Source organism: Pseudomonas arsenicoxydans (assembly GCF_006438915.1).
Taxonomy (GTDB): Bacteria; Pseudomonadota; Gammaproteobacteria; order Pseudomonadales; family Pseudomonadaceae; genus Aquipseudomonas; species Aquipseudomonas arsenicoxydans_A.
On record NZ_RCZE01000009.1, the window covers coordinates 233,656 to 252,333 of the forward strand.

Here is an 18,678-nt window from a genome sequence, read left to right on the forward strand (position 1 = left end):
CCGGTTTTGAAACGACACCGCCTACTCCTGATCCGGCGCCACCACCGTCCAGCTGTCATCCGGATCAAACAGCTTCATCGCCTTCGCCACCTTGTCACCACCAGGCCCCAGGTCTTTCTCAAACACCTGTCCTTCATGACTGATCATGAAACTCATCACGCCGGTGTCATCGTATTTCTCTGGCCAGGCGATCAGTGCAAAGCCGCGGCTCATCTTGTCGCCGATGAGGTAGCTGTAGGCGCCTCCAGGTGCCGAGGGACCCTGGCCATCAAGAATGCGGAAGTAGTAACCATGCCAGCCCTCGCCGGCAATGGTTTTGCCGAACTCGGGGCCCAGCGGGCTGATTTGCCCGGTGTCGTCGTCCGCCCAATAAAGTCCGTCATGGGTGCCGGGGGTGCTGTAAATATTCTGCGCATATTCAAGCGCGCCGTCACCGTCGCGATCCACTGACGCGTAGTCCATCTGCGCGTCGTGATAGGCCAGTGCCGATTGCACCGCAGCCAGTTCGTTGCGTCCAATTTGACGTGCGCGGATTTCGGCACCGCCGGCCTTGATGTCGAAGCGCCAACCGTTGGTACTTTTCACGATAGGGATTGGCAGCGTCCACTGATTAGGGCCAACCGACAGAATTGCTGTGCGGTCGTTGGTTTTTTCAATTTTATTTTGCTCGTGGTACTGCTTCAAAAACGCATCCACATCTTTGCGCTCTGCGCCTGCGCGAGGGATGTAATTGCGCCATTCTTTACCCAGCAACTCGGTCAGGCGTTCGTGATCGGCGTGTGTCGTACCCAGTGCCTTGACGAACGCTTGAACGGCTTTTTCCGGGGTGGGAAATTCCTGCTGTGCCGTCGCGATGCACGACCATGCCAGCCCGGCAGTAATCGCCAAGGCCTGAAGAAGCACGCCCAAGCAAGCCTTCACTCGAGGATAGGTATTCAACTACGGCCACCCCTTTGACTTTGACGCGCTGGTGGATTGGCCGGCCGACTGACTTGATTGCCGGCGGCTCGCGAGGCACTGGGGCGCTGGGCGGATGCCTGGCTGGCCCGGCCACGACTGGCTTGTGCGCTGACTTGGGACGGTGAGCGCGCACCGGCGAATGCATTGTCGCGCGCACCGCCACTGCTGGTCGCCGCCGTGGAAGGTCGGTTTTGCGTGGTTTGGCGCGCCTGCGCATTACCCTGTCGCTGATTCGTCTGCGCGGTCTGCTTTCTGGGCTGCTGATTGGCCTGATTATTTCTGGCAGTGCCCTGGCTTCTGTCAGTCGCGTTTGTTCTGTCAGCGGCCTTCTGTCTATCAGCGGCGTTTTGTCTGTCGTATGTCTGCGGTCTATTGGCCGTATTCGGTCTGTCCGTACTGGCCTGCATCCGATTGCTGGCCGTCGCTCTGGAGGCATTGCGCGCTTGATCACGGGCTTCGGGATTGGTGGAGGGAGGGCGTTCGATACCGGCCCTGTCCATTGAGCTGCGGGCATTTTCACGCGCCTGGGCGCGTTGGGCATTGTCCCCTCGGTAAACCTGACGCTGACTGGCACCGTCCAGTTGGCGACTGTACTGCGCGCGGCTCCGGGTATCGCGATAAGGAACGCCATTGCGGTGCGCGGAATTGTGCTGCCACTTGTTCTGATTCACGTTGATGCGGTTGTTGCCATTGATGTTGTTGTAGCGTTGGACGTTGACGTTGACGTCGTTATTGCCCCAGTCACATTCACCCCACAACGCACCGACGATGGCCACGCCGGTACCAAACGCCAGCCCGGCCAACAAGGCCTGGCCAGGGTAATAGGCTGGCGGTGGCGGATAGTACGCAGGCGGCGACGCCGGGTACGGCCAGGTGCCGTAGGTGGTTGTCGGGTTATACGTGGGGACGTACACCACCTGCGGATCGGCGGGCTGAATGATGATGGTTGGGGGCGGAGAGGGCGCTGCGGGAGCGGGTTGTGCGGCGGGTTCTGCCGCCGGCGCCGCAATATTCTGAATCGTCACGTTCTGATACTGGTTGCTCTGCAGGTTGCCTGCTTCCTGGGCCTGACGACGCAAGCGTTGCACCCCGTTCATGACATCGTCGGGCTGCGCCAGAAAGGCATCACCCAGGCGTTGTACCCAGACGGGATCCTGCCCCAGCGTTGCCAAGACCTGCGGGAAGGCGACGAGCGCCTGCACGCTTGGATCCCAAGGCTGGTTCGCTACTTGTTTAACTGCATCGTCACCCTTGGCGTCCGGATGGGCTTTGGACCAGGTCACCGCTTCGGCCACTTCCCCGGGGTACGTGGAGGCCATGAGAAGCTGGGCCAGCAGTGGATCGGGATACAACGCAATGGGCGCAAGCATTTGATCCAGCTGTTCTTCGGTAAACACCGGGTCTTTAGAGGACGGAGTGACGGGCGCGGGGGCCGTAACGCCAGCGTTTGCGGGCGCAGGCGCGGTCGTGCCTGCTGCCATGCAGTAAGATCCGCTCAAAAAAAGGACAGCCGACAGCGCGTAAATTAATGGAATGCGCATTGCAACTCCATGTAGTCAGGCAGGTTTGAAATAAGTGGATCAATGCCCGGGAGGTGGAAGTCGATTGTGCAAGCCACAGGCCTCGACTTCGACGCCGCTCACTAAGCGTAGCAAACAAAAAAAATCTGCCCTTTATTTACGTTCACTCGGGCCGCAGCCACCACTGGCATCGGTTTCGTGCTCGTCTGCAAACGCCATGAGCACGTCCAGATCCAGCACATCCAGCGGGATCCGGGTGATAAAGGCAGAGAAGGCGAGGTTGGCGGCGAGCAGGCGCAGATCGCTGGCCCAAGCCGGAAGATGGACGGGCCCCTGGAGCCAGCCGGACTCGAACAGGGGGGCCAAACGTACCGTGTCACCCAGACTGAGACGACCGGCAAACAAATGGCCCACCAGTTCCGGCCGGTTGTCGCGGATCGCGATGCGTAGCAGGGTGTGGACGCCGAGCAAACCGGTCAGGTACGCGGCATCCTTGGTAAACGCCGATCCGCCCCGCAGGACGGCACCGCGAAACACTCGCTGGGTTGAGCGAAACGACTCCTCTTGCGACTGGCCGGCCGCCAGAAAACCTTCGAACACCTGAATGAAATCGGCGCCCTCCAGCGCTTGCTGGACGGCGAGGACTCGCAGCGCCAGGCGACGCAGGCGATTGATGTCCATGCTGCCGGTGAACAGCTCGGCCAGGGTGGCAATGCCTTCCTGGGTCTGGGTTGTGCGCGGCGCTCCCAGACCGAGGCTTTTCAGGTTGGGTTGGAGCGCGCCGTTTTGTGCCGTGGCGACATGCACGAACGCTTCGTGCTACAGCAACTGGTTCTTGTCCAGTTCCGAGAAGAGCGCACTGGCCCGCAGGCGGATGCGGCTCGACCCGGCGATGGCTTTGGCGGCCAGGGTCGGATCGAGCACGACCGTGATTCGTCCCTCGCCGAAGAAACGGTCCAGTTCCGGCTGCATCCAGGCGGCAAACACTTCGGCCGGAATCTCGGCCGGGCTCGGTGGAATCCGCGTGCCGCCGAGCAGGGCGTCGGTGGTGTTGAGGAAAAATCGGGCGGCGTCGAGCATGCTCAGTTTCAGGCGGTGGTAATAGAAGTCCGGACGCCGGTACAACGCTGACGAATAGTCGGTAAAGGCCGCAGTGCCAATAGCCCCGAGCATGCGCCCGGCCGTGGCATAACTTCGCGCGGTCATGGCGAGGTGGTTGCCGGCCGGATGCCCGACATCGCATCGCTCAATAAAGGCGTCCAGCGCGGTGATGTCGGCGCTGTGGTCGCGCGGGCGCAGTTCGACGTCGGGCAATGCGGCTTTTCCGGCACGCCAGTTCGCCAGGAAGGTTTCTTCGACACCATCCGGCCAGGACAGGGCCTCCAGCACGCGGATCTTGCGGGCCAGACCGGGCAGGGCGGCATCGAGTTCAGACAGGGACGCAGCGTGCATCGGAATCTCCTGGGGAGACGAGATTGACCTGAAAAAGCTTAGTCGTTGCTGATGCATTTACCGAGCTACAAGAAACAACCCCGTCCGTAGCTGGCGAAGCCTGTGGGAGCCGAGCTTGCTCGCGATGACGGAGTGTCAGTCGACAGCTGTGTTGCCTGATACACCGCTATCGCGAGCAAGCTCGGCTCCCACAGGCTTCGCCAGTTGCTACAGAGTGCGATTTGGCACACCAGCAGCGACAATTATTTTAGTCACTACAATGAAGTTAAATCGAAAAAGAGCACGGCCTCAAAGCGCTGTGCTCTGGCTTTTGACGCTTGCACCACGCGGCTATTTTTCAGCGAGGCAGGACTCATGCTGAACACCGGAGAACAAAAGCGTGCACGAATTCTCGACCCCGTCGATCGTGTCACAGAAGTGATTTTCGGCTTGCTCATGGCGATGACGTTCACCGGGACGATCAGCGTGGCGACTTCAGGGCAGGAGGCGGAACGCACAATGATGTTCGCCGCGCTCGGTTGCAACCTGGCCTGGGGGCTCGCGGATGCGGTGATGTATCTGTTGCGGGCTTTGATCGACCGCACGCGCAAAAGCACCTTATTCGCAAAACTCGGCGGGGCGGACGCGGCCACCGGCCAGGCGCTGGTGGCGGCTGCATTACCGTCGCACGTGGCGGCAGCGGCCAAGCCTGAGACCCTGGAATTGTTACGCAGTCGCCTTGTCCAGTACCCGGCAACGTCTGTGCCGTCCGGCCTCGGTTGGGATGATTTCAAAGGGGCACTGGGCGTTTTCCTGTTGGTGGTCGCCTCGACCTTTCCACTGGTCGTGCCTTTCCTGTTACTCGAAGACACGGCGCTCGCCGTTCGTTTATCCAATCTGGTCGGGCTCGCCGTGCTGTTCATCGCGGGCTGGATGCTGGCGCGATACGCAGGTGCAAAACCGTGGCAGGGCGGTGTGGCAATGGCGGTAACCGGCGCTGTGTTGATCGTTGCGATCATTGCACTTGGTGGTTGAAGAACAGAAGAGGGCGCAGCAAATCTGCGGCGCTCCCTAAGCCAATATGCGCTGTACACCAAGAGGTTGCAGTTCTATGAGCGATTCAGATTCTTCACCCGCCGCCCCAGAACCGGGTCGTATAGCACGCCGCGTTGCGGGCGCCGGCCAAGGCCGCTGGGCCCGTTGGCTGCCGGGGCTGAACACGCTACGTCACTATCAAATCGCCTGGCTGCGAAATGACATTGTCGCCGGCCTCGTCCTGACCACCATGCTCGTGCCTGTCGGTATCGCCTACGCGGTGGCCTCGGGCGTACCCGGCATCTACGGCCTCTACGCGACCATCATTCCGCTGCTCGCTTATGCGATATTCGGGCCCAGCCGGATTCTGGTGCTGGGACCGGATTCCTCGCTGGCAGCGGTCATCCTTGCCGTCATCCTGCCGCTGTCCGGCGGCGACCCGTATCGCGCCGTCGCCCTGGCGGGAATGATGGCGATTGTCTCGGGGGTGGTCTGCATCCTCGCCGGCATCGCGCGCCTGGGCTTCATCACCGAACTCCTCTCCAAACCGATCCGCTACGGCTACATGAACGGTATTGCGCTGACCGTACTGATCAGTCAGTTACCCAAATTCTTTGGTTTCAAGATTGAGTCCGAGGGGCCACTGAGAAACCTATGGGCAATTGCCACCGCGGTGCTGCACGGGAAAACCAACTGGGTCACCTTCGCGGTCGGCGCCGCGACATTGGTGGTCATCATGGCGCTCAAGGGGCACAAACGCATCCCGGGTATTTTGATCGCCGTGGCCGGCGCAACCCTCTTCGTTGGTGTGCTGGACCTTGCCACGAAATACGGCATATCGGTCCTCGGCGAACTGCCACAAGGCATGCCCGCGTTCGCCATTCCCTGGATCGCTTCCGCCGATATTGTCCCGGTCCTGATCGGCGGCTGCGCCGTCGCGCTGGTTTCGTTCGCCGACACCAGCGTGCTCTCGCGAGTCTATGCCGCGCGGTCGCGCACCTACGTCGATCCGAACCAGGAGATGGTCGGGCTCGGCGTCGCCAACCTGGCGGCCGGTTTTTTCCAGGGTTTTCCCATCAGCAGCAGTTCGTCACGCACTCCGGTGGCCGAGGCCGCCGGCGCCAAAACCCAATTGTCCGGCGTCGTCGGCGCGCTGGCGGTGGCCTTGCTGCTGATGGTGGCGCCGAACCTGTTGCAGGATCTGCCCAACAGTGCGCTGGCGGCGGTGGTGATCGCCTCGGCCATCGGCTTGATCGAGGTCGCTGATTTGCGACGCATCTATCGCATTCAGCGTTGGGAATTCTGGCTGTCCATCGCCTGCACCGTCGGCGTCGCGGTGTTCGGCGCCATCGAGGGTATCGGCCTGGCCATCCTGCTGGCGGTGATCGAATTCCTCTGGGATGGCTGGCGGCCGTATTCCGCTGTGTTGGGACGTGCCGATGAGGTCCAGGGTTTCCACGACATCAAGCGGTTTCCCAATGCCCGGCTGATTCCTGGCCTGGTCCTGTTTCGCTGGGACGCCCCGTTGTTTTTCGCCAATGCCGAATTGTTCAACGACCGCGTGCTGGACGCCGTGGCGACATCGCCGACACCCGTGCGCTGGGTGGTCGTGGCGGCGGAACCGATGACCAGTGTCGACGTGACGTCGGCCGACATGTTGGCCGAGCTGGATGAAACCTTGCGCGTGGCAGGCATTGATTTGTGTCTGGCCGAGATGAAAGACCCGGTCAAGGACAAACTCAAGCGGTTCGGGCTGTTCTCGCAGTTTGGCGAAACGGCGTTTTTTCCAACGATAGACACGGCCGTCGACAGCTATCTGGCGATGTATCCGGACTGTCGCTAAATACCACTGAACATACCAATGATCACCGCATTCACCAGGTCAATGAAAAAGCCACACACCAACGGCACGATCAGGAAGGCTTGGTGGGCTGCCCCGTATTTTTGCGTCACGGTCGTCATGTTGACAATGGCTGTCGCCGTGGACCCGAGGGCAATCCCGCCGAAGCCGGATGCAATCACGCTGGCTTCGTAATTGCGGCCCATGCAGCGGAACACCACGAAATACGTGTAGAGCACTGTCAGCAGAATTTGCAGGGTCAAGGCGCACAGAATGAACAGCAACGCGCCGCTGAGCTGCCATAACTGAAGCCCCATCAGTGCCATGGTCAGAAACATGCCCAGGCAGATATCGGAGATCAGCGACAGACCCAGGCGGGCGCCGCCCCAGGATTTCAGCCGTTGTTCATCCATCACCGCGAGAACGATGTGGTGAATGACGATACCCGCGAACAGGCAACTGACGAATTTGGGCAGGGTGATGCCGGCATCGACCAAGAGCAGGTTGAGTCCGTAGCCGAGCATCAGGGTCAGGTTGAGCCACATCCAGGCCCAGAGCACGTCGTAGTAGTCCATTGACTGGTGGGGTTGGCGCTCAAGGACGCCGACTTCCAGGCTCGCATCCCCGGAAGGCGTCAGCTGATGACGACGTATCAGTCGATTGGCAATCGGACCGCCAATCACGCAAGCAGCAATCAGGCCGACGGTGTTACTGGCCATGCCCAGTTCATGAGCGTTATTGATGCCCAGCTTGTCGACGAACAGCGGCGCCCAGGCCAGGGTCGTGCCCGCGCCCCCCGTCAGGGAAATAGAGCCCACCATCAACCCCGCCTTGGGATCGAGTCCAAATGCCTCGGCCACGCCCATGCCCAGCGTGTTTTGCAGGACGATGAACGCACCCGCCAGCACTAGCAGGATCAGCAGCGGGACTCCGCCCTTGAGCAGTTGGCGCATGTCCGAGTTCAAGCCAATGGCTGCGAAGAAATACAGCAGCAGGGTGTCGCGAACAGCGAGATCGAATTGGATTTCGATGTTGAGCCCGAAGTAAAACAGGGTCGTCACCGCCGCACATACAAAGCCGCCGACCACCGACTCGGGAATACAGTATTGGCGGAGCAGGGCGTTGTGCTGAACAAGGGTTTTGCCGAGGAAAAGGAGGAGGATGGCGAGGGTAAAACTCACGAGGCCGTGAATCGGGAAGAGCTGAGGAGTCATTCAGAGTCTACCTAAAAATATGGGAAATCATTATCAGGATTTGAACGATCAGTGTTTAGACCTGGGTCAATGAACGATGGATGCAGCATAGCAGGCAGCTAAAAACCTACCCGTCGCCCCCGGCATCTGTAGCAGCTGCCGAGCTTGCGAGGCTGCGTTGGAGGACGCAGTCCTCGCAATCCGGAAAACGTACTATTCCTCAAATTCACACGAAGCATGACCCTCAATCAGCGTCTCGAATTGTCATGAAATGAAAAGAAGTTGTCGTCGAATGAATGCTCAGCCACAAAAAACTCGCGTAGATACAGTCGCCAGCCATTTAGCCCGGTCATCAGGAACCGGAGCTTCAACCCACTGCTCGACGACGAATAAGAAGAAACAAATATGCTCAGGAATATCAGTATCGCTTGGCGTGCCTCCATCGGTTTCGCCCTGGTTGCAGCGTTGACCACAGGGATGGGGGTATTCGCGTTGTCCAAACTGGACGATATGCGTGAGAGCACCCGGCAAATCAGTGAGAATTAGCTGCCCGGCGTAATGGCTTTGAGTAGTGGCGCGCAAAACGTTCAGCGTATCCGTGCGCTGACCCTGCGGGTCATGATCAGCCGCGACCCGCAGAGCCTTGAACAGAACTACAGCAAGATCGACTTGCTCAAGGCCGAAACCCGAAAAGCGATGGGACAGTACGAAAAATCCGTTCTCGTCGATGAAGACCGGGCGCTGTTCGAGCGCTTCAAGGCTGCCGAAGCGGGCTACATGTCGCTTCAGGCTAAAGTGATCGACTTGTCGCGCAAGGATCAACTCGACGAAGCGCGGGACGTTATCAATGGTGAGATGAACCCGCGCGCGGATGCGCTGAGCAAGACCCTCACCGACCTGATCGAGTTCAACAACCATGGTGCCACTGGCGCGGCTACCCACAGCGTCGACGTCTTCAACAGTGCACGCAGTGGCGTGATCGGGGTGCTATTGGTCGTCGCGCTGGCGTCGTGTTTCGTGGCCGTCAGCCTGATTCGCAGCATCGTCCTGCCGCTGCGTCAGTCGGTCCAGCTGGCCGAGACGGTGGCGACCGGCAACCTCACCACCCGCACCGTGGTGATCGGCCGTGACGAGCCGGCGCGGTTGATGACGGCATTGGCAACCATGCAGAGCAATCTGCGCGACACCATCGTGGCCATTGCCGAGTCGTCCAACCAACTGGCGTCGGCCGCCGAAGAATTGAGCGCCGTGACCGAAGATGCCAGTCGCGGGCTCCACCAGCAAAATGGCGAGATCGAACAGGCGGCCACGGCGATCAACGAAATGACCAGTGCCGCAGAAGATGTGGCCCGCAACGCGAGCTCCACGGCCGATGCCACACGGGCGTCGGACCTGATAGCGCAGCAAGGGCGACAGCAGGTGTTGCGTACAGTCGACGCGATTGTCGAACTTGCCAGCGGTGTCACGACCACGTCCGGTGAGGTCGAAAGCCTGGCTGGCCGGGTACGCGACATCAGCCAGGTCGTCGATGTCATTCGCACGGTGGCCGAGCAAACCAACCTACTGGCACTCAATGCGGCCATCGAAGCGGCCAGGGCAGGGGAGGCAGGGCGCGGTTTCGCCGTGGTCGCCGATGAAGTGCGCGGCCTTGCGCATCGAACCCAGCGCTCGACCCAGGAAATCGAGCAACTGGTCACAGCCATCGAACAGGGGACGGTGCAGGCGGTCAATGCGATGCAAGGCAGCAATACCCGCGCGCGCGGTACCCTTGAAGTGGCCCAGGCCGCGGGGCAGGCCCTGGATCAGATGGCCTCCTCATTCACGCAGATCAATGAACGCAACCTGGTGATCGCCAGTGCGGCCGAGCAGCAGGCGCAAGTCGCCCGGGAAGTGGATGGCAACCTCGCCAACATTCGCGAGCTGGCGTCGCAGACCGCCGCCGGCGCCACACAAACCAGCGCGGCCAGCCAGGAGCTGTCGCGTCTGGCCGTTTCACTCAACGGCCTGGTGGCGCGATTTGCGGTGTAACGCAAGGTGATCCCGGGCGCCATGGTGGATCAAACCATGGCCCCGGTCGCCGGAATTTGTAATGCGCAGCGTTGCCCGACACAATCGCGTCCCGATCCGGCCAACGGTGCCGGACATACGTGGTAAAGGGATCGACAGTTGAACGAACAGACATTGTCCATGCGCCTGGAACGCGTGGCGGCGCATGTGCCTGCCGGTGCGCGCCTGGCCGATATCGGCTCGGATCACGGCTACTTGCCGGTGGCGTTGATGCGCCGTGGCGCCATCGTGGCGGCCGTCGCCGGTGAGGTGGCGTTGACACCGTTCCACGCGGCAGAACGCACTGTGCGCGAAAACGATCTGGACGTGCAGATCACCGTGCGCCTGGCCAATGGTCTGGCGGCGATCGAGCCAGGCGACGGGATCACCGCGATCAGCATTAGCGGCATGGGTGGCGAGACGATTCGCGACATCCTCGAGAGCGGCAAGGCGCGCCTGAGCGGGCAAGAGCGCTTGATTCTGCAGCCCAACGGCGGCGAGCAGCCACTGCGCCAATGGTTGATGGACAATGGCTACTGCATCCTCTGTGAGGAGCTGCTGCGGGAAAACCGTTTCGACTACGAAATCATCGTGGCCGAGCGCGCCGGGCCGGTGATGTACACCGCCGAGGAGCTGTACTTCGGCCCGCTGCAGATGCAGTCGCGCAGTCCGGTGTTCCTGGCCAAGTGGCAGCGCGTGTTGCGCGAGAAGCAGAAGACCCTGACCCAGTTCGCCAAGGCGCGACAGGCCGTGCCCGAAGAGAAGGCGCAAGACATCCTCCGGCAGGCCCGGTGGATCACCGAGTTGTTGGCGTGAGCCGGTCGTCGATTTAGAGCGATCACAAAATAAAACTATTGAAAAAAACTCCCATTAGCTTTAAACGAGAAGCTCACCGGCACATTGCCAGCAATCAGTAAATGAGTATCGCCAGTTTTTGGCACAGGGAGCGCCTGATGAGTGTTCGTCCATTGACCGACGCCCCACGGCAATCGAACGATTGCGACGTTGTCGCATCTCAAGTGAAAGGACACCTGGATACGGTCGGCATGACCTACGCTGGCAATAAAGACTCCCTTGAGCAATTGCTCATCCCCGCGCGCCACTGGGCGCACACCACCGCGTGGGCGGTTTACCGCGCCGGTGAACAAATGCATCTGGTCGGGCAGGGCGATCCGCAGGTGCAGTGGCCGGCAAGCGTGGCGAATGAAGACTTCGACGCCTTTTGCCAGACCCAGCGCTTGCACCGCTGGCCGACCGGTAAAGGCGAAAGCGTGCTGGGCTGGCTGCTCGCGCCCATCAATGAAGCCACGGATCCAGCACTCGCCGACTTTGCCCAGCGCCTGGGCATTCAGGTACAGACCAATACTCTGGCCCGCGCGCAGATCACTCAGCGTGTGCTGTACGAAATTACCTACCTGGCCAGTTCGACCCGCGACCGCTCGGTATTTCTGGTGGGGGTTCACCAGTTGCTGGCGAGCCTGATCGACGCCGAGAACTTCTATCTCGCGCTGTATAACCCGCACACCGGCAAGATTGACTACCCGTATTACGTCGACATCATCGACGTGGATGCGGTGGAGTCCCAGCACTATGAATACCTTGACCCTTCGCACCTGTCGTTGACCGGTCAGGTGCTGACCACGGGCCAGCCGCTACTGATCGACGCCGCCGGCATCATCGCGGCGCAGGCCGAGGACCGTTTCTACTGCGTGGGTGATCGTCCCGAATTCTGGATGGGCGCGCCGTTGAAAAACGCCTCGGACGACGTGTTTGGCATGCTGGCCATGCAGGTCTACGAGGTGTCCCGTACCTACAGCGCTGAAGACCGCGCATTGTTTCTGGTGGTTGCCCGCCACGTGGCCATGGCGCTGGACCGGATTCTGCACCGCGAGGACCTGGAAGAGACAGTGATGCGGCGTACCCTGGAGCTGTCGGCCGTCAACGATGCGTTGAGGCAGGAAGTGGCCGACCGACAGCGCGCCGAGCATCTGCAGAGCGCGCTGTTCCAGATTGCGGAACTGTCGAGCCAACCCGGCGACATGGCTGAGCTGTTTCAAACTTTGCACAGCATCGTCGGCGATCTGCTGTTCGCGCGGAATTTCTACATTGCGCTGTTCGATGACGCGATCAGTGAAGTGACCTTTCCGTATTACATCGATGAGCGGCAGACCATCTGCCCGCCGGCACGACGTGGATGCCGGGGTTTGACCGAGTACGTTATTCGTCAGCGCCGGCCTTGTCTGATTGACGTCGGCGAAGCTGAACGATTGGCGGCGGCCGGTGAAGTCGAACTGGCCAATCAGTCTGTCCGGTCTTACTCGTGGCTGGGCATCCCCTTGTTCGATGGCGATGTGGTGCGTGGCGTGCTGGCGGTGCAGAGCTATACCTCGCAGGTGCGCTATACCCTGCGTGATCAGGAACTGCTGACATTCGTGTCGCGGCACATCGACACCGCGTTGTCACGGCGTACGGCCGCCGAAGCGATCCATGCCGCCAACCTCAAGCTGGAGGCACGGGTGCAGAACCGCACCCGCGAACTCGATCACGCGAATGCCAAATTGCAACACGAAAACTCCCACGATGCGCTGACCGGACTGCCCAATCGTACCTATCTTCAACAGCGCCTGAGCCAGGCCTGGTCGGAGTTCGGCAGCGTCGGCGGGCACTTGGCGGTGATGTTCATCGACCTCGACCGTTTCAAGATGGTCAACGACAGCCTCGGCCACCACTTCGGCGACCTGCTATTGATGCAGGCCGCCCAGCGTCTGCGCGGTTGCCTGCGCGAAACCGACATGCTGGCGCGCCTGGGGGGCGATGAGTTTTCGGTGCTGGCGCCCGAGGCCTCGCTGGAGGTGGTGATCGAAATCGCCGAACGGATTCTGGTGGCGTTTGACCTGCCGTTTTTCATCAATGGCCATGAAGTGTTTTCGTCGTGCAGCATCGGCATCGTCAGCGCCGACAGTCAGTTCCATCACGAGCCCGCCGACTTGCTGCGCGATGCCGATGCGGCGATGTACCGGGTCAAGAGTGCCGGGCGTGACAGCTACGCGGTGTTCAACCAGGAAGTGCGCCGTGAAGTGTCGGACCAGGTCGAGCGGGAAGGGGCCTTGCGCAACGCGCTGAAACGGACTGACGAACTGCTGCCGTATTTCCAGCCGATTGTCAGCGTTGAAACCGGCGAACTGGTCGCCCTTGAAGCGCTGGTCCGCTGGCATCAACCGGGCGGCCGGGTGATCGCGCCGGGCGAGTTTTTGCCGGATGTCGAAGGTTTGCGCCTGATCGGTCGACTGGACTTGTACATGCTCACCAGCATTGCGGTGATCCTCGCACAGCCCGAGCATGCGGGTTGGCCTGCGGTGCACGTCAATTGCTCCAGCTACAGCATGACGCGTCCGGACTTCGCCAGCGAAGTGCTTGCCCTGTTGGCGCGGCACGGGGTTGCGCCCTCACGGATCTGCCTGGAGTTGACCGAAGGTGCACTGGTGGCTGAGCCGGCAATCGCCCGCCTGACCATGCAGCAACTCGCCGACAACGGCATGTCGGTGGTGCTCGATGACTTCGGTGCCGGGTTTTCGTCCCTGAGCTACGTGCATCAATACCGTTTCAGCGGTTTGAAGATCGACAAGTCGTTCATCCTCGAACTGACCACCAGTGCGCGCAGTCGCGCCATTGTTCGGGCGATTGTGCGGATGGCCGAATCGCTGGACCTGAGTGTGGTCGCCGAAGGTGTCGAGGATGAAGCGACGCTGGAACTGCTGCGCGAAATAGGCGCGGGGCAAGCCCAGGGTTACTACTTCGCCAAGCCGATGGGGCTGGAGGCGCTGTTGGCGAGCTCACTGGTGTTGGCGCACGAGGACGTAGCCCTCCTCAACGCGCCGGAATAACCGGCTAAAAAATTATTACGCTACGATTTTTTAACGAAGCGTGAACAACTGGTGTGATCAATTGAGCGGACGGTTTACCTGAACTTTCCTCTTAATGCTGACCGCCAGTGAGTCACCCTTGAAGCGCCCAGAGCCCTCCTCGAAGATTGCAAAACGTTTGCTGTTCAGACGGATCATGCTGTGCTCAGGCGTCATCTTCATCTGTCTGTCCATTGCTGGTGGCTGCTGGCTGGACACGCCACCATCACGCTACGTTCCATTGACTAGCCTGGACCCTGCGTCGGTGTCGATGATCGCCGTGGGCGACCAAGGTAGCGGTGACCTGCAACAGTGGCGGGTGGGGCGAGCCATGGAGCGGGTCGCCGCCAATGAGGGGCGCCTGAACATGGTCGTGTTCCTGGGCGACAATTTCTACGGCAAACCGCTGGCCAGTACCCATGACCTTAGATGGCAAACCCGGTTCGAGCATGTCTATTGGGGCGATTGGCTGAGTCATGTGCCGTTCTACGCGGTGCTGGGCAATCATGATTACCCGATGTCGCAAAAGTACGAGATCGAGTACGGACAGCTGCACAAGGGATCCGGTCGCTGGCAGATGCCGATGAACTTTTACGTCAAGGATTTCGGTGAAGTCGACGGGCATCCATTGGTGCGAATGGTGTTCCTCGACACGTCGGCGCCGCGTGAAAGTTTGCAACAGCAAATCAACTTTATTGATCAGGCGTTCCAGGCACCTGGCCCGGCGCCAGTGTGGCGCATTGCTGCATCCCATCACCCGGTGCGCAATCAGGGCCGGCATGGTGAGGAGTCGGATCTGGTCGCCATGCTTCTGCCGGCGTTGCAGCGCAACAAGGTTGATATGCTTTTGTCAGGTCATGATCACAATCAGCAATTGCTGTTGCGTGCCGGGGAGCCTGCGTGGGTCATTTCTGGTGCGGGAGGGCAGAGAATTAACGACCTGGATAAGCTCACGCCAGATAGCGCGTTTACCTCATCGCGGGCCGGGTTTGCCAAACTCGACCTGACTGCCCATCAACTGCGGTTGGCGTATTACAACGATCGAGGCGATCTGGAAACCAGCTATCAATGGGCCAGAGACTGCCAGTGGATGGCCAAAGGCTGTCTACGGCCCGAAGATGCCCAAGGGGCCGTGGCGCAGTTGGCTCAATGAGCGCCGAAAACGGGGTCAATTGACGCCGCATTTGTAGCCGCTGTCGAGCCCGCGAGGCTGCGTCCGAGAACGCAGTCCTCGCAACTTTGTGCATCACCCAAACCTTGCGAATACCCGCACCCGCCATCGACTCCGGTACCCACTGCGCCGTCGACAGCGGCTCGATGTAGCGGATCCCGCCATGCGGGCCTACCACGCCATTGATGTTGCCACCACGTAGACCCGATGTTTTTCCCAGCACACGAAATCCGGGGACAGGTAATTGGGGGTGCTCAGCGACTTGGCCTCCCGCGCGTAGGTCAGTTTGTAGGGAAAGCGCCGGGAATTGAGTTTCAGGCGTAGCAGTTCTTATTCCGGGTGCCGGGTGCCGGGTGCCGGGTGGCGCGGATTAATTTGTGTGACTTATGCGAGGGTTTCCGGTTTCAGGTAAGCCGCGTGTTCAGTCGAAGGCTGTCTTAAACAAGAAAAATCGCCCGCGTTTAAATGAAGCCTTCGGTTACCACTCGGAGGCTACAACGCCTTGCGCCATTGCCTACGGGTAAGACAGAATCCGCCGGCTTGTTTGCTTTGTCCCTGGCCTCTATCGTTTCCTTGCCACTGCCCATCAGTGGTCGGGTTTAGTCGCCCGGGGTTAAAAGTAAGGTGCATTAGCTCTGTCAGTCGGGCATTCCCATGCCTGCACTTGATGGTGGTTGTGCGCAGGGCGCCTTCGGGCGCGCCGGCTTTGCTAGCTTCCCCGGTCGACTAACCTGCGTACAGCTGCCTCCCTCTCGTTTAGTCGCAGGAGGGTGGCGCCCAATCACGGAAGCAAGCTTATGTTCAAAGTAACACCCAACCCACCGGACACCGATCCGGCATCCCCGTACGAACCCGACTCAAAAAAACTCAACGAAGCCGCCGAGCGCGCCCTCGACTTCCACTTCCCGTCGAGCGCCGACATCAAAGCCAAACCGAGAACCCGCAGCACGCTGTTTTCCGTGGACCCGCACGCCACCGCCGAAACCCTGGGCGTATTTCTGGTCGAGACACTGGCCTCGATCGACGTGATGGTCCATCAGTTGGTGGATCATCTGGAGGGAGAGGCGCGCTACGCGCTGCTGGGCATTTCAAACAGCATCATGGTGGCCGAGATCACGGCAAACGGCGTGCTGGATAAAATAGAACCACCCAGGTAAACGCAGCCCTGTGGCGAGGGCGCTGTTGTGGCGAGGGGGCTTGCCCCCGTTGGGCTGCGCAGCGGCCCCAAAAAAACGACGGCTGCTGCGCAACCGAACGGGAGCAAGCCCCCTCGCCACAGAGGACCAAGCAGCACCACCATTTTTTAGCAGCTGCCGAGCCCGCAGTCCTCGCCATCATCGACGATAGCCTCGTGGCAGACACGGCTGCGAATCCCGCTGCAACGTGATAAACCAAACAACCCAGGCAGTAACGCTGATCAAGGCGCCCAACAAACTCACGGCCATCCATCCCCATACCGCATACACCTGTGTCGCAGCAGCTGCGCCCAGCGCGCTACCGACCGAGTAGAAACACATATAAGCACCGACCATACGACTCTGTGCGTCCGGCCGTGCAGCAAAAATGATGCTCTGGTTGGTGACGTGTACGGCCTGCACCGCGAAGTCGAGCAGGACGACGCCGCAGACCAGCGCGATCAGGGACGATTCGGCAAACATGATGGGCAACCAGGACAACGTCAGGAGCGCCAGCGAAATGCCGGTCACACGCTGTCCCAGACCTTGATCGGCCCAGCGACCGGCTCTTCTGGCCGCCAGGGCACCGGCGACGCCGGCCAGGCCAAACAGGCCAATGGCCGTGTGTGAGAGCGACAGCGGCGGGGCGCTCAACGGCAGCACCATGGCGGTCCACAGCACGGAAAAAGCGGCAAAGATCAGCAGGGCGAGCAGGCCCCTGACGCGCAACGTCGGTTCGGTGATGAACAGTTTGAACAGCGAACGAATGAGCGTCAGGTAGGACTCTTCATGCCTTGGCGACGCCGTGACAGGCACCGCTCGCCAGAGCACCGCCACGAGGGTCAGCATTAACCCTGACGACACAAAGTACACCGCGCGCCAGCCCGCGATGTCTGCAATCAGACCAGAAGTAAACCGCGCCAGAAGAATGCCCAGAACAATGCCACTGGTGACCGTCCCCACGGCGTGCCCGCGTTGTGAAGGCGTTGCCAGCACGGCGGCATAAGCCACCAGCACCTGAACGACCACGGCCAACAAGCCCATCACGACCATGGCACCCAACAGGGCCAGCCATTGCTGTGCTGCACCGACCGCTGCGAGCGCAACGGCGGAGAGCGACACTTGCGAAAGAATCAGCCGCTTGCGGTTGACCAAATCGCCCAGCGGGACGATGAACAGCAACCCCAGCGCGTAACCGATCTGAGTGGCCGTCACCACAACCCCAATCATGGATGAGGCCACATCCAGGCTCTGAGCCATTGAATCGAGTAAAGGCTGCGCGAAATAAACGTTGGCGACGGCCAGTGCGCAGGTGACAGAAAACAATAACGTGAGCGCCGGAGAAAGCCCCGCAGGCTGCGTGGGGAGTTGTTTGGTGATTAAGTCGGCCTCTGCTGTCATGCACACCTCCATGGAGCTAAACTGGTTTCAATTAAAAACTGGATTCGATTGTTGCTGAATCAGGTTTCAAATTGCAACCAGTCTTTTGAGTAGACTGAGCAAAACCACCTTTGGGAAGGGCAAAAAAATGGTCGAAGACGCTTCACCGCAAGGCAGCGAATGTCCGGTCGCCAGAACGCTGGAGTCCATCGGAGATCGCTGGTCGCTGATGATCATCCGCGACGCATTTGACGGCATCCGCCGATTCAGCGAATTTCAAAAGAGTTTGGGCGTGGCCAAAAACATTCTGGCATCGCGACTGAAAACGTTAGTGGAGGTCGGGGTCTTTGACATTCGACCGGCATCAGATGGCAGCGCCTACAAGGAGTACGTGCTGACGGAAAAAGGACGGGAGATCTTTCCGGTTGTGGTCAGTATCAGGCAGTGGGGCGAACGTTTTCTGTTCAAACCCCAGGAGACGCGTTCTGTGCTGCTGGATAACGCGTCCGGCCAGCCGCTGATGCCGCTTGAGGTTCGCTCATCAAACGGTCAAAAACTTGAGCCCTCTGACTGCCACAGGATGAGACTGGTTAACGGCGTTAAAGACGCATAAATCAACTTTCAGCAGTAACGACTAAGTCCGGACTGGCTTCGGCCTCCAGTTTCAAGCGGTCAGCCTTACTGATGTATTTTTCCTTGCTTTGCGGTGCCAGTTTGGCGCTGGCCTTTTTGGCATGGGCCTTTAACAGCTGCTGTATTTTTTTACGGCGGTTCATGTTTTTTACTCGGCGTAGCAGTTCTTGAATGATGGCAGGGGAGACGCACGAAGCCTGGGCCGTTAGATAGGGCTCAAGGCGTCTTCGCGGTAATACGAGTGGGCCGTATGGTAAACGTGAATCGGTTTACAAGTCGATGACAAGGTCGGACGTAGGTCTGCTGCAGCAAAGCAAGCGCAATCCCTTGTCGATTTCACACTGTCGGATGCCGCCGTTGTGGTTCAAACAAAAGTGCTTAGTCAGGTAAGG

Annotated in this window: 13 protein-coding genes and 2 pseudogenes; 8 read left to right on the top strand and 7 right to left on the bottom strand. The window is 60.0% G+C overall.

Annotation, left to right across the window (positions count from 1 at the left end; translation table 11 throughout):
* Positions 1-21: 21 nt before the first annotated feature.
* The 3 genes and pseudogenes from EAH78_RS20060 to EAH78_RS20070 form a co-directional block, all read right to left on the bottom strand.
* Entirely contained in the window at positions 22-909 is an 888-nt protein-coding gene (locus EAH78_RS20060; protein ID WP_140669068.1) for a DUF2950 domain-containing protein, read from the bottom strand.
* Positions 910-935: 26 nt separating this feature from the next.
* Positions 936-2,501 (bottom strand): DUF3300 domain-containing protein, encoded by a 1,566-nt coding sequence (locus tag EAH78_RS20065; protein ID WP_140669069.1) that lies wholly within the window; start codon positions 2,499-2,501, stop codon positions 936-938.
* A 132-nt stretch (positions 2,502-2,633) separates the two neighbouring features.
* A pseudogene (locus EAH78_RS20070) lies at positions 2,634-3,932 on the bottom strand (flavohemoglobin expression-modulating QEGLA motif protein).
* Positions 3,933-4,286: 354 nt separating this feature from the next.
* On the opposite strand from EAH78_RS20070, the gene EAH78_RS20075 reads away from it, so the two are divergent.
* Together EAH78_RS20075 and EAH78_RS20080 are read left to right on the top strand one after the other, a co-directional pair.
* Complete coding sequence (locus tag EAH78_RS20075; RefSeq protein ID WP_140669070.1) at positions 4,287-4,946, top strand: hypothetical protein; 660 nt, start codon at positions 4,287-4,289, stop codon at positions 4,944-4,946.
* 76 nt (positions 4,947-5,022) lie between these two features.
* Positions 5,023-6,789, top strand: coding sequence for a SulP family inorganic anion transporter (locus tag EAH78_RS20080; RefSeq protein WP_140669071.1), 1,767 nt, complete (start codon positions 5,023-5,025; stop codon positions 6,787-6,789).
* Here the strand turns inward: EAH78_RS20080 and gltS are convergent.
* Positions 6,786-8,000, bottom strand: a complete 1,215-nt coding sequence (gltS, locus tag EAH78_RS20085; protein ID WP_140669072.1) for a sodium/glutamate symporter — start codon at positions 7,998-8,000, stop codon at positions 6,786-6,788. The genes EAH78_RS20080 and gltS overlap by 4 nt on opposite strands.
* 537 nt (positions 8,001-8,537) lie before the next feature.
* Between gltS and EAH78_RS20090 the strand changes: the two genes are divergently transcribed.
* The 4 genes from EAH78_RS20090 to EAH78_RS20105 all read left to right on the top strand — a co-directional run bounded on the left by EAH78_RS20090 (position 8,538) and on the right by EAH78_RS20105 (position 15,080).
* Positions 8,538-10,007, top strand: a complete 1,470-nt coding sequence (locus tag EAH78_RS20090) for a methyl-accepting chemotaxis protein (protein WP_140669073.1) — start codon at positions 8,538-8,540, stop codon at positions 10,005-10,007.
* Positions 10,008-10,145: 138 nt separating this feature from the next.
* On the top strand, positions 10,146-10,841 hold the full coding sequence (locus tag EAH78_RS20095) for a tRNA (adenine(22)-N(1))-methyltransferase (protein WP_345789803.1): 696 nt from the start codon (positions 10,146-10,148) through the stop codon (positions 10,839-10,841).
* A gap of 137 nt (positions 10,842-10,978) precedes the next feature.
* Positions 10,979-13,909, top strand: coding sequence for an EAL domain-containing protein (locus tag EAH78_RS20100; RefSeq protein ID WP_140669074.1), 2,931 nt, complete (start codon positions 10,979-10,981; stop codon positions 13,907-13,909).
* A 118-nt stretch (positions 13,910-14,027) separates the two neighbouring features.
* On the top strand, positions 14,028-15,080 hold the full coding sequence (locus EAH78_RS20105; RefSeq protein WP_240051911.1) for a metallophosphoesterase: 1,053 nt from the start codon (positions 14,028-14,030) through the stop codon (positions 15,078-15,080).
* Positions 15,081-15,186: 106 nt separating this feature from the next.
* Here EAH78_RS20105 and EAH78_RS32350 read toward each other — a convergent pair.
* Positions 15,187-15,389: pseudogene (locus tag EAH78_RS32350) on the bottom strand (DUF1329 domain-containing protein); the annotation flags it as partial.
* A gap of 506 nt (positions 15,390-15,895) precedes the next feature.
* Between EAH78_RS32350 and EAH78_RS20115 the strand changes: the two are divergent.
* The gene (locus EAH78_RS20115) at positions 15,896-16,255 is read left to right on the top strand and encodes a DUF6124 family protein (protein WP_140669075.1); all 360 of its coding nucleotides are present in this window, start codon (positions 15,896-15,898) and stop codon (positions 16,253-16,255) included.
* A 177-nt stretch (positions 16,256-16,432) separates the two neighbouring features.
* Here EAH78_RS20115 and EAH78_RS20120 read toward each other — a convergent pair whose 3' ends face one another.
* The gene (locus tag EAH78_RS20120) at positions 16,433-17,674 is read right to left on the bottom strand and encodes an MFS transporter (RefSeq protein ID WP_140669076.1); all 1,242 of its coding nucleotides are present in this window, start codon (positions 17,672-17,674) and stop codon (positions 16,433-16,435) included.
* A gap of 127 nt (positions 17,675-17,801) precedes the next feature.
* Here EAH78_RS20120 and EAH78_RS20125 point away from each other — a divergent pair, with 127 nt between their 5' ends.
* The gene (locus tag EAH78_RS20125) at positions 17,802-18,266 is read left to right on the top strand and encodes a winged helix-turn-helix transcriptional regulator (RefSeq protein ID WP_140669077.1); all 465 of its coding nucleotides are present in this window, start codon (positions 17,802-17,804) and stop codon (positions 18,264-18,266) included.
* A 1-nt stretch (position 18,267) separates the two neighbouring features.
* Here EAH78_RS20125 and EAH78_RS20130 read toward each other — a convergent pair whose 3' ends face one another.
* Positions 18,268-18,429 (bottom strand): DUF2986 domain-containing protein, encoded by a 162-nt coding sequence (locus tag EAH78_RS20130; protein WP_140669078.1) that lies wholly within the window; start codon positions 18,427-18,429, stop codon positions 18,268-18,270.
* Positions 18,430-18,678 lie beyond the last annotated feature (249 nt).